Genomic DNA, 13,620 nt, shown 5'->3' with positions numbered 1-13,620 from the left:
TCATCTAATCGAAAGTTAAAATAAGCAAACAGTTATTTTGCGGTTGTGATGAGGATCGGCAAAAGATCGAGGCAAAATGAGGATCAAGCAGGGGGGATAGCGAAGGGAAAAACGGATGGCCGCCCAGGCAGGCGACCATCATCGAACTTATTCTGGTACGACCCAGTTCACCAGGTGGTGACCGATACCGGACGGCACCAGAACCTTGTGCAGCCACGGCAGCACGTTGTTCATCTGCTGTTCCAGCTTCCAAGGTGGGTTAATCACGATCATGCCTGAAGCCGTCATCCCGCGTTGATCGCTGTCGGGCTTCACCGCCAGTTCGATTTGCAGGATACGGCGTATGCCGGTTGCTTCCAGCTCTTTGAGCATGCGTTTGATCTGCTGGCGCATCACCACGGGATACCACAGGGCATAGGTGCCGGTAGCAAAACGCTTGTAGCCTTCCTGAATGCCTTTCACCACGTCTTGATAATCGGTTTTCATCTCATACGGCGGGTCCATCAGGATCAGGCCACGGCGGGACGGAGGTGGTAACTGGGATTTTAACTGCTGGTAACCATCGGCACGCTGCACTTTAGTGCGCTCGTCTTTCTGAAATTCGTTACGCAGCAGCGGGAAATCACTTGGGTGCAGCTCTGTCAGATGGATTTTATCCTGCGGGCGCAGCAACTGGCGGGCGATCAGCGGTGAGCCTGGGTAGTAACGCAGGGTGCCGGAACGGTTGAAGTTTTGCACCACGCTCATGTAGGCCGCCAGCTCTTCCGGCAGGTCGTCACGTTGCCACAGCAGGCCGATGCCTTCCAGGTATTCCCCAGTGCGCTCGGCATGCTCACCGCTCAGCTGATAGCGCCCGGCACCGGAGTGGGTATCCAGGTACAGCAGCGGCTTATCTTTCTCTTTCAGCGCCTCAATAATCAGGCTCTGAACGGTGTGCTTGAGCACGTCGGCGTGGTTGCCGGCGTGAAAACTGTGGCGGTAACTTAACATGGCGTTTTGTGTTTCCTGATTTTCGAGTTATTTTCAATAAAATCAACTCATTAAATGCAAAAGAGTTCTGCGTGTTTACTGCAAACTCGTAGATCAACGAATTTAAGCTACCAAGTATAAACCGCCTTGCTGGTAAAAAGCGAAAAGCGTTGCAGCCTGGAGGGATCTACGCCGGTATAGTCAAGAATAGGTGATAGCTATGAGGAAATTGCCTTGATTGTTCTTTATACAATGCCGAATTTCAATTATATTAGTGGATGAGTAAATGGAAATACTTTCTTATAAGGCAACCGGAGGCCGAGATGAAAGACAGAATATACCCCAACTATCTCACGGGAAATAATTCCACTCTCTTTCCCACACCACCCGATCATGGCGCCTATGCCCGACGAATTGCGGAAGAAAAATTCCAGGCCTGCATGAATGCCGAACAGCGCCACATCATGCTGCTTACCAAAGAAGAAGCCTATGATGTTCTGGAGTGTTTTGGTGAGTTTGGCCGAGGCGATCGGCAGCATGATGAGGGTTTTCTAAATATCACGCGTGATGAAGGCCTGGACTATCTGGGATATACTGCCACCTATAGCGGCAACGCGAAGGATTTTTATTCTGCGGCGGATCTGGTCAGGAAGTTGGGGGGCTTTGGGATAGCCGCCATCATTTATGTCGGAAGAAACGGTGAGAAGTTAATCAAGATCACCGGCTACCCAGGTATTAGACGGATTTTAAATGGAACGCGTTATTCGTTAAATAATATGCAGGTTGTGCAAATTGGGGTCGGGGTAAAAGGGCTCAATCATACTGCTGTGCAGGGCATGAAATGGAGTATATATGTCTCCTTGGCCTATCGTAGCCTGGAGTTTATACTAAAGGATGAAAGCACTGCGGCTAGCTTTTTAGGAAATGTAACTAGTGATATTGCTAAAGCTGTCGTTGTTACTATTATCATGAGAGCAACATCGTCCGCGTTGTTAATGGGGGCAGCTGTTACCTTAGGTGGGGCTATTATTGGTGTCGCCATTGTAGCATTTCTTTTTACGATGGGGTTGGAGTATTTAGATCGGGAATATGGGATCACTAATAAAGTCATAGAGAAAATAACTGAAATGGAAGCGCAGACACCACGAGTTTCAAGTGTGTTGGGCACAAATAGCCAACTTTTGTACAATAAACTATGAAAAATAAATCAGTAATCAAAGTTGGCGGGACAGTTTCAATAAAAGAGCGTTTAAGTTCTTTTCTGGCTGCCGGAATTTTTTCTTTAGGGTGTGTTTTTGCACCAAGTATTATTAGTAACTATATCATCAGCTTTACCTATCCTGATATTATTTCATTTAACAGATTAGAAACTTTTATTTTGGCAATTACCCCAACAAGTACCGTATATTTTATTATGTTTCTTCACCTGTCTATTACCGGCAGGAATTATCTAGCTAAATTCAAGTCTATACTTATATACTCTTTGCGGATTACTGTTTTTTTGATTGTTGTCGCCTTTATATTTAATTGGCATTTTACCACTGTGCTTGATCAGCATGGCTATGGCACATGTTGGAAAAGAAGTTTGTATTCAGAGACATTGTATATCAAAGACGCCGAGGAATGTAAAAAAAGAGGTACAGAGGTGCTTAGAAAACCAAGATCAGCTTACTAAAAAATATGCAAATTGTGCAGGTGGTAGTAGGGTCTTGATCATAGGCATAAAATAGATTTTTTGTCTCTTAGGTCATAGTGGGTGATGAAAAAACTGTGGTTGATAAGTAATCAATAATTAATTGATTTATAATAAAATATGAAAAAATCACAAAGGAAAGATACGATAAATACCACAATGCAAGAAAGACTAAGTGCATTATTAGTTTTGTTCATCGGTGTTATGGGTATTCTATTGGTTTTCCCGCTGGTAGGTAACTACATGGTTAGCTTTAGTTTTCCCTCGGTCGTGTCGTTCAATAGACTCGGTACTTATATTATCTCTGCGTGGCCAGTCAGTGTCTTGCTTATCATTATAGGAGGGTATGCTTTTTTTACTGGTGATAAGAATTTCATTAGATTTAAAATGATAACGATATGGTCTTGTCGAATCACCATGCTTGGTATGATTGTTGCGACTCTATTTAATTGGCATTTTACCACCGCATTGGATCAACATGGTTATGGTATCTGTTGGAAAAAAAAGTATATATGGGGAGACGCTCTATATCAAAGATGCCAGGGAATGTAAGAAAAGAGGGGCCCAAGTACTTAAAAGACCCAGAGTTGTTTATAGAGGTTAGGGCCTCTTGGTAAAAGAGACCCAGCTAGTCGTTAATAAACCCTGTCGTCCCATACGCTGTAGCCTGAAGTCCCAGCAATATGGTGTTGGCAAATAATATCCTTATAACGTACAGAGATAATCTCTTCGGGTTGTGCGCTAGCATGCGTTAAGCAGTGTGGATAGTTCACGCTGATATCTACGATGGTAGCTTCTCTGAGTTCTACCGTGTAGTACAACTCCTGGGCGCCATTTTGCGCTGTACGGTAAAAATCAAACTTAAGGTTAAGTGGCTCATTATTTGAAATAGCCAGCAAAAATAAGGGGGATGACTTATCCTGTGGCTTTACAAAAATCACCGGATTATGCATCACATTTTCACCTCGGCTGATGTTATGCGCGAGCTTAAGAACCAGTATCTGGTTTTCGTGGCCTAATTGGTGTTTGTTGCCGATTGAATCCGCTGTAGAACACCCTGCCGATATCAACCCTTGCTGTTTTCCGTTAATCGCCACGTAAATATTATTTGCCATCATAAACTCCTTGTAATGTAAGTGACTGAACTCGATTGAAAATCAACCTAAACCATTTTGTATCAAAACAACCTCAATTAACATGGTTTTTAGCGCGCAGGCTTACTTTTTTAAATCGAAATATAAGCTTTATCAATAAATGAAAATGATTTATCAAGTGCGTTGTATGTATATGAGCGTATTTCGACACGGATATTAACGAAAGTGAGAGCATTTTATATATACTTAGCGGAGAGATATGTTTGTCACCTTCCTACTTAATCTACTTACATGCAATCGTGGCCTATCTTTCTCACTAAACGAGCCGCGTGAGTGAAGAAACAGATTCAATCACACGCATGACCATTGATTTTCCCGCCGGTTGGCACCATGTTAGAGAGAAGCTTATCTTTGTCTGGCCTGATGTGCGCATCGGGTCCACCACCCTAATCAGGACTTCCTCTATGACCAATGCGTTGCTGACACCGTTTGCCTTACCGCCGTTTTCTGCCATTCGCCCTGAAGATATCGTTCCTGCGGTGACATCCGCACTGGCTGACTGCCGTGCTGCGGTTGAGCGCGTCGTGGCACAGCCGGGGCCGTTTACTTGGGAAAATCTGTGTCAGCCGCTGGCCGAATCTGACGATCGCCTGTCACGCATCTGGTCACCTGTTGGTCACTTAAACTCGGTAAAAAACAGCCCGGAACTGCGCGAAGCTTACGAACAGGCGCTGCCGCTGCTTTCTGAATACGGTACTTGGGTGGGCCAGCATGAAGGGCTGTACCAGGCCTATCGTAATCTGAAAGAGGGTGAAGGCTTTGCCAAACTGACCGCGCCACAGCGCAAATCGGTAGAAAACGCGCTGCGTGATTTTGAGCTGTCGGGCATTGGCCTGCCAAAGGAAAAACAAAAGCGTTACGGCGAGATCGTGGCGCGTCTGTCCGAACTGGGTTCGACCTACAGCAACAATGTGCTCGATGCCACCATGGGTTGGAGCAAGTTGATTACCGATGTGAATGAGCTGAGTGGTCTGCCGGAAAGTGCACTGGCCCAAGCCCAGGCGATGGCACAGGCCAAAGAGCAGGAAGGCTGGTTGCTGACGCTGGACATGCCGAGCTATTTGCCGGTGATGACCTATGCCGATAACCAGGCGCTGCGTGAAGAGATGTATCGTGCCTTCACCACCCGTGCCTCCGATCAGGGGCCAAATGCCGGTAAGTGGGATAACAGCGAAGTGATGGCGGAAACGCTGGCTCTGCGCCATGAACTGGCACAGTTGCTGGGTTTTGCCAGCTATGCGGACAAATCGCTGGCGACCAAGATGGCAGAAAGCCCGGAGCAGGTGCTCGGTTTCCTGAGCGATCTGGCCAAGCGCGCTCGCCCTCAGGCAGAACAGGAATTGGCACAGCTACGAGCCTTTGCCAAGCAGCACTATGGTGTGGATGAGCTAGAGGCTTGGGATATCAGTTATTACGGAGAAAAACAGAAGCAACATCTGTTCTCCATTAGTGATGAGCAACTGCGCCCATACTTCCCGGAACAGCGCGTGCAGGAAGGGCTGTTTGAAGTGGTTAACCGTATTTACGGCATCACCGCCAAAGAGCGTCAGGGTGTCGATACCTGGCATCCAGAGGTACGTTTCTTCGATCTGTTCGATGCCAAAGGTGAACTGCGCGGCAGCTTCTATCTGGACTTGTATGCTCGCGAGAACAAGCGCGGTGGTGCATGGATGGATGATTGTGTCGGCAGCCTGCGCAAAGCGAATGGCGAATTGCAAAAGCCGGTCGCCTATCTGACCTGTAACTTTAACCGCCCACTGGGTGATCAGCCGGCGCTGTTTACCCATAACGAAGTCACTACGCTGTTCCATGAGTTTGGCCACGGCCTGCACCACATGTTGACGCAGATCGATACCGCCGGGGTTTCTGGTATCAACGGTGTGCCTTGGGATGCGGTGGAACTGCCAAGCCAGTTTATGGAAAACTGGTGCTGGGAGCCGGAGGCATTGGCGTTTATCTCTGGTCACTTCCAGACTGGCGAACCACTGCCGAAAGCCCTGCTGGACAAAATGCTGGAAGCGAAAAACTATCAGGCGGCGCTGTTTATCCTGCGTCAGCTGGAGTTTGGCCTGTTCGATTTCCGTATGCACGCCGAATACAGCCCGGAAAAAGGGGCGCAGATCCTGCCGACCCTGTTTGAGGTGAAGAAAATGGTGGCGGTGATCCCTTCACCAAGCTGGGGCCGTTTCCCACACGCATTCAGCCACATCTTTGCCGGCGGCTATGCGGCGGGTTATTACAGCTACCTGTGGGCGGAAGTGTTGTCGGCAGATGCTTACTCACGCTTTGAAGATGAAGGGATTTTTAACGCTGAAACCGGTCAATCCTTCCTCGATAACATCCTGTCACGCGGGGGTTCCGAAGAGCCGATGGAATTGTTCAAACGCTTCCGTGGCCGTGAACCGAAGCTGGATGCTATGCTGCGCCATTACGGTATTAAAGGGTAACCCGCCAAGTGAGCGTGTTTTTATTGTGTGAAGCAGGCGCCGATCCCGGCGCCTTGTCTATTTTGGCCGATCGTTGGCAACTAACCAGCGACGAAGATGCGACGATGGCGCTGGTGCTGACGCCAGAACGGTTGGAGCTGCGTAAGCGCGACGAGCCAAAGCTTGGCGCTATCTACGTCGATTTTATCTCTGGCCCGATGGCGCACCGCAGGCGTTTCGGCGGTGGCCGTGGCGAAGCGGTGGCCAAAGCGGTAGGCATCAAAGGCAGCTATGTGCCTAGCGTGGTGGATGCCACTGCCGGGTTAGGGCGTGATGCGTTTGTTTTGGCATCGCTGGGTTGCCAGGTTCGCATGTTGGAGCGTGATCCTGTCGTCGCTGCGTTGCTGGAAGACGGTTTGCAACGGGGCTATCAGGACACGGAGATCGGCCCTTGGCTACGTGAACGCATGACGTTGCTTCATGCTTCCAGCCTGACGGCGCTGAGCGATCTCGATCCACGTCCGGAAGTGGTGTATCTCGACCCAATGTATCCGCATAAGCAGAAGAGTGCGTTGGTGAAAAAAGAGATGCGGGTATTTCAGTCGCTGGTGGGCAGTGATGATGATGCCGACGGCTTGCTGGAGCCAGCCCGCAGGCTGGCTACCAAAAGGGTCGTGGTGAAACGACCGGATTATGCTCCGCCGCTGGCCGATGTTCCTGCCCATGCTGCCACGACCACCAAGAATCACCGTTTCGATATTTATATGCCGCTGTAAGATAAGCTTTAGGGGGGCATTCATTGAGCCCCCTCACATTTCCCATGTTCATTCTGCAATGTCACTGGTAACGCTGAGATGTGCGTCGCATAATCCTGTTTAATTACAATCAACTATAATGAAATTTCATGATGAAAAAGACGCTGCTTTCCCTACTGCTTTGCTTGAGTACCTCTGCCATGGCCGCTGAACCGGTAAATATCACCATTCTAGGCACCTCAGATCTGCATGGCACCTTCGTGCCTTGGGATTATTCCACCGACACCGAGAACCTGGCGGGCAGCCTGAGCCAGATTGCCACCCAGGTGCATAAAGTCCGTGCCCAACAGCCGAACGTGATCCTGGTAGACGCCGGGGACACTATTCAGGGCAACTTTGTTGAAACCTTCAAGAATGACAAAACCAGCCCGATGATCCTCGGCTTTAACGCGCTGGACTACGACGTGTGGGTGATGGGTAACCACGAGTTCGATTTTGGCCTAAAGGTGCTGGCAACCCCACTCAGCCAGTTCAAAGGCACCGCGTTGGCGGGCAATATCTTCTGGGACAGCGGCAAGCCTTACCTGCCCGCCTATAAGATCGTAGAGCGCCAGGGGGTGAAGATTGGCATTATCGGTATGGATACGCCGATGACCGCCGAGTTTGCCAAGGGCACCGACCGTATCGACGGCCTAACGTTTACCGATCCGGTGCAGGCGGTGAAAAAGGTGATCCAGCAGATCCACGGCCAGGTGGACGCCATCGTGCTGGTGGCCCATATGGGGATCGATAATGAGAACCAGCGGCCGGGCACCGGGGTGGGCGACATCGCGCGGGCCAACCCAGAACTGGCAGCGATCGTTGCTGGCCATATGCACGTTAAGGTGGATAAAGAGGTGATCAACGGCGTGATCGTCACCGAGCCGGACAAATATGGCCGTGCGCTGTCGCGTATCGATCTACAATTTGAGCAGCAAAACGGCAAATACGTGCTGATCAATAAAGACAGCTACACCTACCCGATCAAAGGCGTCACCTCTGATAAAAAGCTCGAAGAGATCTACCAGCCATTCCATACCATCCTGCGGGCCAACGCCAACCGGCCGATTGCTCAACTGACCGGCCAGGATCTGGTGCCACCGGACGCGGTGAAAGGTATTCCACAGGTGCATATTCAGGATACCGGCATCAGTGCTCTGTATCAGGAAGCGGCCCGTCACTTCGCACCTAAGGCGCAGGTGATAGCGTTGCAGATTGATAACGACAGGCCGAAGCTGAACGTGGGCACCATCACCGCCAAGGATATCGCCTTCAACTATCAGTATGCTGGTGGTGAAATCACTGTCTACCAACTGACGGGTAAAGAGCTGAAAAAGTACATGGAGTGGTCAGCGGACTACTTTAACCAGCAGCATGATGGCGATGTTACCTACAGCTTCAACCCACAGCGCCGTGCGTCCAAGTACTCCACCAATGACTTCTTCGATGGCGTGACCTATACCATCGATCTGCGCCAACCCGTAGGGCAACGCATCACCGAGTTGAAATTGAACGACGGCACTCCGGTGACCGACAGCACGCCGATCCAGTTGGGGATGAACAGTTATCGCATGGGTCACCTGACGCAGAAAGGCGGTGTACTGGAAGGTATGCAGTTCCCGGTGCTGTCAGATACCAAGGCGGAATTTGGTGAAGAAGCGGGGACTATCCGTAATCTCACCATTCGCTATCTGACCGAGGTGAAGAAGGGCGAGTATCAGGGCAAGGCGATGCACCGCTGGAAGCTGGTGGGGTTGGAAGGATACGAACGTGAGCGCAAGATTGTGGACAAGCTGCTCAATGACGGCAAAATCAGCGTGCCGACCACCGATGATGGGCGCTATACCAACGTGGCCTCCATCAACGTCAAAGCATTACTGTTTAGCGATCCGCAAATGATGAAGCAACAGGTTGCGGCACTGCAACAGCAGGCGCAAGCGGCAACTGATCCGGTCATCAAACAGCGGCTGAACGATCGGCTGGTGATTATTGAAGCCATTAACTGAGGCTAATTCACTGTTAACCAGATAAAAAAATGCCGGCGAATCTGCCGGCATTTTTCATTCAGGGTAAGGTTAGAGCACGCCCTGAGCCAGCATCGCATCGGCAATCTTAACGAACCCGGCAATGTTGGCGCCGTGAACGTAATGCGTTTGCTTGCCTTCGCCACCGTACTCAACGCAGGACTGATGGATATCCGCCATGATGTGACGTAAACGGATATCGACTTTCTCTGCCCGCCAATTAAGGCGTGCGGCATTTTGCGCCATCTCCAGCCCGGAAGTGGCAACACCACCGGCGTTGGCGGCTTTGCCCGGTGCGAACAGCACGCCCGCTTCCAGGAAGGCATCGGTAGCCTGGATGGTGGTTGGCATATTAGCGCCTTCAGCCACGGCCTTGACCCCGTTGCGGATCAGCACCTGTGCGGCATCCAGATCCAGTTCGTTTTGGGTGGCACAAGGTAAGGCGATATCTACCGGCACGTTCCACGGGCTTTCACCGGCCAGATAGGTCAGGCCACGTTCGCGGGCGTAATCGGCAACCCGGCCATAGCGCTGGTTTTTGATTTCTGCCAGATGCGCCAGTTTTTCAGTGGTGAAGCCTGCTTCATCCACCACGGTACCGCCGGAATCGGAAACGGTGATCACCCGCGCATCCAGCTCCAACGCTTTCTCAATGGTGTATTGCGCCACGTTACCGGAGCCAGAAACCGCGACGCGCATCCCTTCAAAGCCCAGGCCATGGCGCTGCAGCATTGAATCGGTGAAGTAGACCAGGCCGTAACCGGTGGCTTCCGGGCGGATCAGACTGCCGCCGAACGACAGGCCTTTGCCGGTAAATACGCAGCTGGTGTTGTTGGACAGTTTTTTCATCATGCCGGCCATAAAGCCCACTTCGCGGCCACCTACGCCGATATCCCCGGCTGGCACGTCAGTATCTGGGCCCAGATGACGATAAAGCTCAGTCATCAGCGATTGGCAGAAGCGCATGACTTCGCCCTGGCTTTTGCCTTTGGGATCAAAGTCTGAGCCACCCTTGCCGCCGCCCATAGGCAGCGTGGTCAGGGCATTCTTGAAGGTCTGTTCAAAACCGAGGAACTTCAGAATGGAGGTGTTAACCGAAGGGTGGAAACGCATCCCCCCTTTATACGGCCCAATGGCGGAGTTGAACTGGATACGGTAGGCGCGGTTTACCTGAACTTTGCCCTGATCGTCGACCCAACTGACGCGAAACTGAATGATACGCTCAGGCTCTACCAGGCGCTCTAACAGGGCGTGGTCACGATAATGGGGGTTACGTTCGATGAATGGCCACAGAGAGGTAAAGACTTCACGCACTGCCTGCAGATATTCTGGTTGATGCGAGTTATGACGTTGTAAGGATTTTAGAAAGGATTCTAGCGATACAGCCTGTTCCATGGATAGCTCCTGTTTAGCATATTGGTTCCCCTGTTTTTATGATGTGTCTCACAGTTGGGGTGGATGTTGTGTCTACCTCGACTATATCACTGTGGGGTGGCTGATTAACAAGCAATAAATAACAGGAAACCATGAAAAACGCCCGCGCAGGGCGGGCGTTGGTCAAACAGGTTAGCGAATACTTACTTTTCTTCGTCGCGCAGCGGCACAATCAGCATATCGATGTGTACTGTATTGATTAATTGGCGCGCAGATGACATCAATTTGCTCCAGAAATCCTGGTGGTGTCCACACAGTACCAGGTCCATATCGTATTTTTTAATCGCATCAACCAGCACCTGCGCCAGATCGCCGCTACCGCTCAGGGTTTCGGTTATTGGATAGCCCGCATTTTGCGACAGCTCGGTTAACGCATGGTGGGTTTCTTCAGAAATACGTTTTTGCATATCGCCAAGATTGACGTCGATCAAGCCGGTATACAGATCGGAATAGTTTACATCAACGTGGATCAGAGAGACTTTGGCATTGTACGGCCGCGCCATTGAAACTGCTTTCTCGACCAGGATTTTGCTTTCCGGTGATAGGTCAACCGCAATCAGTATGTGTTTGTAAGCCATGAGAATACTCCTTCCATATAATGCCGATTAAAGGGGGCAGGCATTCAGTGTTCCAGCTTGGCGTTTTCGCCTTACCTGCATAGTACCATCCAGATAACACAATGATATGTTGGGGCGATCACACTGCGTCGCATCAATCACCCTTGTTTATACGTTTACCCCACCGTTTTACACCGCCAGGGCAAAAAATCCTATGGTTTATACGGCTATCCACCGTTTGAATGATTGAATTATAAGCATTGTTGCTCAAAGTATAGCTTATGTCTGTTATCCGAGCGGAGAGCGGGTAGATGAAGAATTTAGCCCTGACTGTAAATTTTATACGGCACCGGGATCTGTTTGCGTTTCATTATTCTACACTAGTGATTGTGGGCCCCACTTATTTCCTCTGATCGTTGCAAGGCCTGTTCATCAAGCGGTCAGAGGTTGTGGGTATCTTCGGGTCCGTAAGGTGCTAGGGGGATGGGAGCCAAGGCTCCGGCAGCATAAGGTATGAAGTAGGGCCGTTGGCCCGGCGGGTGTCCGGGATAACAACGCCTTGAGGGGGCTATCATGATTAGTACCGTCGCGCTGTTTTGGGCATTGTGTGTGGTCTGTGTGATTAACATGGCCCGGTATTTTTCTTCTTTGCGTGCGCTGCTGTTTGTTTTGCGCGGCTGCGACCCGTTACTTTACCAATACGTCGATGGCGGAGGGTTCTTTACTTCGCACGGCCAGCCGAGCAAGCAGATACGGCTGGTGCGCTATATCTTTACGCAACGCTATATGGAGCACCACGATCCGGAATTTATCCGTCGCTGTCAGCGTGTTCGCAGCCAGTTTGTGCTGACGTCTTCGCTGTGTGGGCTAGTGGTGATCAGCCTGGTGGCACTGACGATCTGGTATTAGCCCGGCGATAGCAAGGCAAAAAAATGGCGGCCACTTTGGCCGCCATTTTTGTATTGGGCAATCGTCAGATCACTTTCAGCGCCAGCCAGTACAGGCCGCCGGAAAGCAGGATCGAGACTGGCAGGGTCAGTACCCAGGCCAACAAGATGTTCTTGATGGTTTTGCTCTGCACACCGCCGCCATCCACGAGCATCGTTCCGGCTACAGCCGAAGACAGTACTTGGGTAGTGGAAACTGGCATACCGGTATAGCTGGCCACGCCAATCGACAGTGCGGCGGTCATTTGTGCCGACACCCCCTGAGCGTAGGTCATGCCTTTCTTACCGATTTTCTCACCGATAGTGGTAGCAACGCGTCGCCAACCCACCATGGTACCGAGAGACAGCGCCAAGGCTACCGCGACGATAATCCAGGTTGGTGCATATTCAACGGTTTCCAACAGATCGGAGCGCAGGTTCTTCAGGAAGCGCTGATCGTCTACTGAGGTTTCCGGCAGCTTGGCAACCTTGTCTGCGGTTTCTGTTACGCACATCAACAGGCGGCGCAGATGGCTGCGCTGGTCAACCGTCAGTTGATCGTAGCTTTGCAGATTGTTCAGCAGGTCCAGGGAGCGCTCAACGGCGATCAGGGCACGTGAACTGTCACAGTGGAACTCAACCGGTTGATCAGGCTTTGGAGCCGTATTCTGAGGCGCAGGAACCAACGGCGTCTGTGTGGCCACATGCGCCAGAGAGTCGCCATGCTGTTGGTAGAATTGCTGCAGGTGGCTCACGGCATCACGGGTACGGGTAATGTCGTAACCGGTCGCACTCATATTGAGCACGAAACCTGCAGGGGCAACACCAATCAGCACCAGCATAATCAGACCGATACCTTTCTGACCGTCGTTCGCGCCGTGTGAGAAGCTCACGCCGATAGCAGATAGGATCAGAGCGATACGTGTCCAGAATGGTGGCTTGCGTTTGCCATCGACCTTCTCACGTTCCGCCGGAGTCATATGAATACGCTGACGCTTTTTGGTATTGCTCCAATAGCGGCGCAGCATAAACACCATCAGCCCGGCAATTATCATCCCGATCAACGGGGAGAAGATAAGCGACAGGAAGATGCTGATCATTTTGGGCACGTTCAGCGCGTCGACCACGGAGGTGTTGGTCACCAACGCATTGGTCAAGCCGACACCGATTATGGCGCCAATCAGGGTGTGGGAGCTGGAGGCCGGTAGCCCAAGATACCAGGTACCGAGGTTCCAGATAATAGCCGCCAACAGCATGGAGAAGACCATGGCTAACCCGTGTGCTGAACTGACGTTCAACAACAGATCGGTTGGTAGCAAGTGCACAATGGCGTAGGCAACACTCAAACCGCCGAGCATCACGCCAAGAAAGTTGAACAGGCCAGCCATAACGACCGCAAGTTGCGAGCGCATAGCACGGGTGTAAATTACAGTAGCGACCGCATTGGCCGTATCATGGAAGCCGTTAATGGCCTCATAGAACAGCACGAACAACAATGCGAGAATTAACATCAGGCCGGTATGGAAATCCAGGCCAGTGAACAAATGCAGCATAAGCGTTACGCCAGGTTTGTGGACATGAACGCCGCGCATTATCGGCGACAACCGGTGTCGGGGAAAAGGAAAATATGACGTTTTTTTGAT

At 51.0% G+C, this 13,620-nt stretch carries 11 protein-coding genes; 6 read left to right on the top strand and 5 right to left on the bottom strand.

What is annotated here, in order from left to right; translation table 11 throughout:
* Positions 1 to 147 precede the first annotated feature (147 nt).
* Positions 148 to 990, bottom strand: coding sequence for a 23S rRNA (adenine(2030)-N(6))-methyltransferase RlmJ (locus tag KAJ71_RS15355; RefSeq protein ID WP_248946542.1), 843 nt, complete (start codon positions 988 to 990; stop codon positions 148 to 150).
* A 302-nt stretch (positions 991 to 1,292) separates the two neighbouring features.
* Between KAJ71_RS15355 and KAJ71_RS15350 the strand changes: the two genes are divergently transcribed.
* Entirely contained in the window at positions 1,293 to 2,168 is an 876-nt protein-coding gene (locus KAJ71_RS15350) for a hypothetical protein (RefSeq protein ID WP_248946541.1), read from the top strand.
* Entirely contained in the window at positions 2,165 to 2,644 is a 480-nt protein-coding gene (locus tag KAJ71_RS15345; protein ID WP_248946540.1) for a DUF1240 domain-containing protein, read from the top strand. The genes KAJ71_RS15350 and KAJ71_RS15345 overlap by 4 nt, the downstream gene beginning before the upstream one ends.
* Positions 2,645 to 3,297: 653 nt before the next feature.
* Here the strand turns inward: KAJ71_RS15345 and KAJ71_RS15340 are convergent.
* On the bottom strand, positions 3,298 to 3,777 hold the full coding sequence (locus KAJ71_RS15340; protein ID WP_248946580.1) for an Hcp family type VI secretion system effector: 480 nt from the start codon (positions 3,775 to 3,777) through the stop codon (positions 3,298 to 3,300).
* 443 nt (positions 3,778 to 4,220) lie between these two features.
* Between KAJ71_RS15340 and prlC the strand changes: the two genes are divergently transcribed.
* The 3 genes from prlC (at position 4,221) to KAJ71_RS15325 (ending at position 9,042) form a co-directional block, all read left to right on the top strand.
* Positions 4,221 to 6,263, top strand: coding sequence for an oligopeptidase A (gene prlC / locus KAJ71_RS15335; protein ID WP_248946539.1), 2,043 nt, complete (start codon positions 4,221 to 4,223; stop codon positions 6,261 to 6,263).
* A gap of 8 nt (positions 6,264 to 6,271) precedes the next feature.
* On the top strand, positions 6,272 to 7,018 hold the full coding sequence (gene rsmJ, locus KAJ71_RS15330; RefSeq protein ID WP_248946538.1) for a 16S rRNA (guanine(1516)-N(2))-methyltransferase RsmJ: 747 nt from the start codon (positions 6,272 to 6,274) through the stop codon (positions 7,016 to 7,018).
* Between the two features lie 131 nt (positions 7,019 to 7,149).
* Positions 7,150 to 9,042: a bifunctional metallophosphatase/5'-nucleotidase gene (locus KAJ71_RS15325; RefSeq protein WP_248946579.1), complete on the top strand. Its 1,893-nt coding sequence runs from the start codon at positions 7,150 to 7,152 to the stop codon at positions 9,040 to 9,042.
* 69 nt (positions 9,043 to 9,111) lie between these two features.
* Here KAJ71_RS15325 and gdhA read toward each other — a convergent pair whose 3' ends face one another.
* Both gdhA and uspA read right to left on the bottom strand, forming a co-directional pair.
* Entirely contained in the window at positions 9,112 to 10,455 is a 1,344-nt protein-coding gene (gene gdhA, locus KAJ71_RS15320; RefSeq protein WP_248946537.1) for an NADP-specific glutamate dehydrogenase, read from the bottom strand.
* Positions 10,456 to 10,637: 182 nt separating this feature from the next.
* Positions 10,638 to 11,072 carry a universal stress protein UspA gene (gene uspA, locus KAJ71_RS15315; RefSeq protein WP_021181773.1) on the bottom strand — a complete coding sequence of 145 codons (435 nt, stop codon included), beginning with the start codon at positions 11,070 to 11,072 and terminating at the stop codon, positions 10,638 to 10,640.
* Positions 11,073 to 11,624: 552 nt separating this feature from the next.
* Here uspA and uspB point away from each other — a divergent pair.
* Positions 11,625 to 11,960, top strand: coding sequence for a universal stress protein UspB (uspB, locus tag KAJ71_RS15310; protein WP_248946536.1), 336 nt, complete (start codon positions 11,625 to 11,627; stop codon positions 11,958 to 11,960).
* 64 nt (positions 11,961 to 12,024) lie between these two features.
* Here uspB and pitA read toward each other — a convergent pair whose 3' ends face one another.
* Positions 12,025 to 13,530, bottom strand: a complete 1,506-nt coding sequence (pitA, locus tag KAJ71_RS15305) for an inorganic phosphate transporter PitA (RefSeq protein WP_248946535.1) — start codon at positions 13,528 to 13,530, stop codon at positions 12,025 to 12,027.
* Between the last annotated feature and the right edge of the window lie 90 nt (positions 13,531 to 13,620).

This window comes from Serratia silvae, from assembly GCF_023282985.1.
GTDB lineage: Bacteria > Pseudomonadota > Gammaproteobacteria > Enterobacterales > Enterobacteriaceae > Chania > Chania silvae.
Note: the sequence above shows the minus strand (reverse complement) of the source record. Positions and strands in the feature narration are given on the sequence as shown.

Excerpts from the sequence above, each read along its gene's own strand:
- KAJ71_RS15355 (WP_248946542.1), bottom strand. The coding sequence starts at position 990 with ATGTTAAGTTACCGCCACAGTTTTCACGCCGGCAACCACGCCGACGTG.
- KAJ71_RS15350 (WP_248946541.1), top strand. The coding sequence starts at position 1,293 with ATGAAAGACAGAATATACCCCAACTATCTCACGGGAAATAATTCCACT.
- KAJ71_RS15345 (WP_248946540.1), top strand. The coding sequence starts at position 2,165 with ATGAAAAATAAATCAGTAATCAAAGTTGGCGGGACAGTTTCAATAAAA.
- KAJ71_RS15340 (WP_248946580.1), bottom strand. The coding sequence starts at position 3,777 with ATGGCAAATAATATTTACGTGGCGATTAACGGAAAACAGCAAGGGTTG.
- prlC (WP_248946539.1), top strand. The coding sequence starts at position 4,221 with ATGACCAATGCGTTGCTGACACCGTTTGCCTTACCGCCGTTTTCTGCC.
- KAJ71_RS15325 (WP_248946579.1), top strand. The coding sequence starts at position 7,150 with ATGAAAAAGACGCTGCTTTCCCTACTGCTTTGCTTGAGTACCTCTGCC.
- gdhA (WP_248946537.1), bottom strand. The coding sequence starts at position 10,455 with ATGGAACAGGCTGTATCGCTAGAATCCTTTCTAAAATCCTTACAACGT.
- uspA (WP_021181773.1), bottom strand. The coding sequence starts at position 11,072 with ATGGCTTACAAACACATACTGATTGCGGTTGACCTATCACCGGAAAGC.
- uspB (WP_248946536.1), top strand. The coding sequence starts at position 11,625 with ATGATTAGTACCGTCGCGCTGTTTTGGGCATTGTGTGTGGTCTGTGTG.
- pitA (WP_248946535.1), bottom strand. The coding sequence starts at position 13,530 with ATGCTGCATTTGTTCACTGGCCTGGATTTCCATACCGGCCTGATGTTA.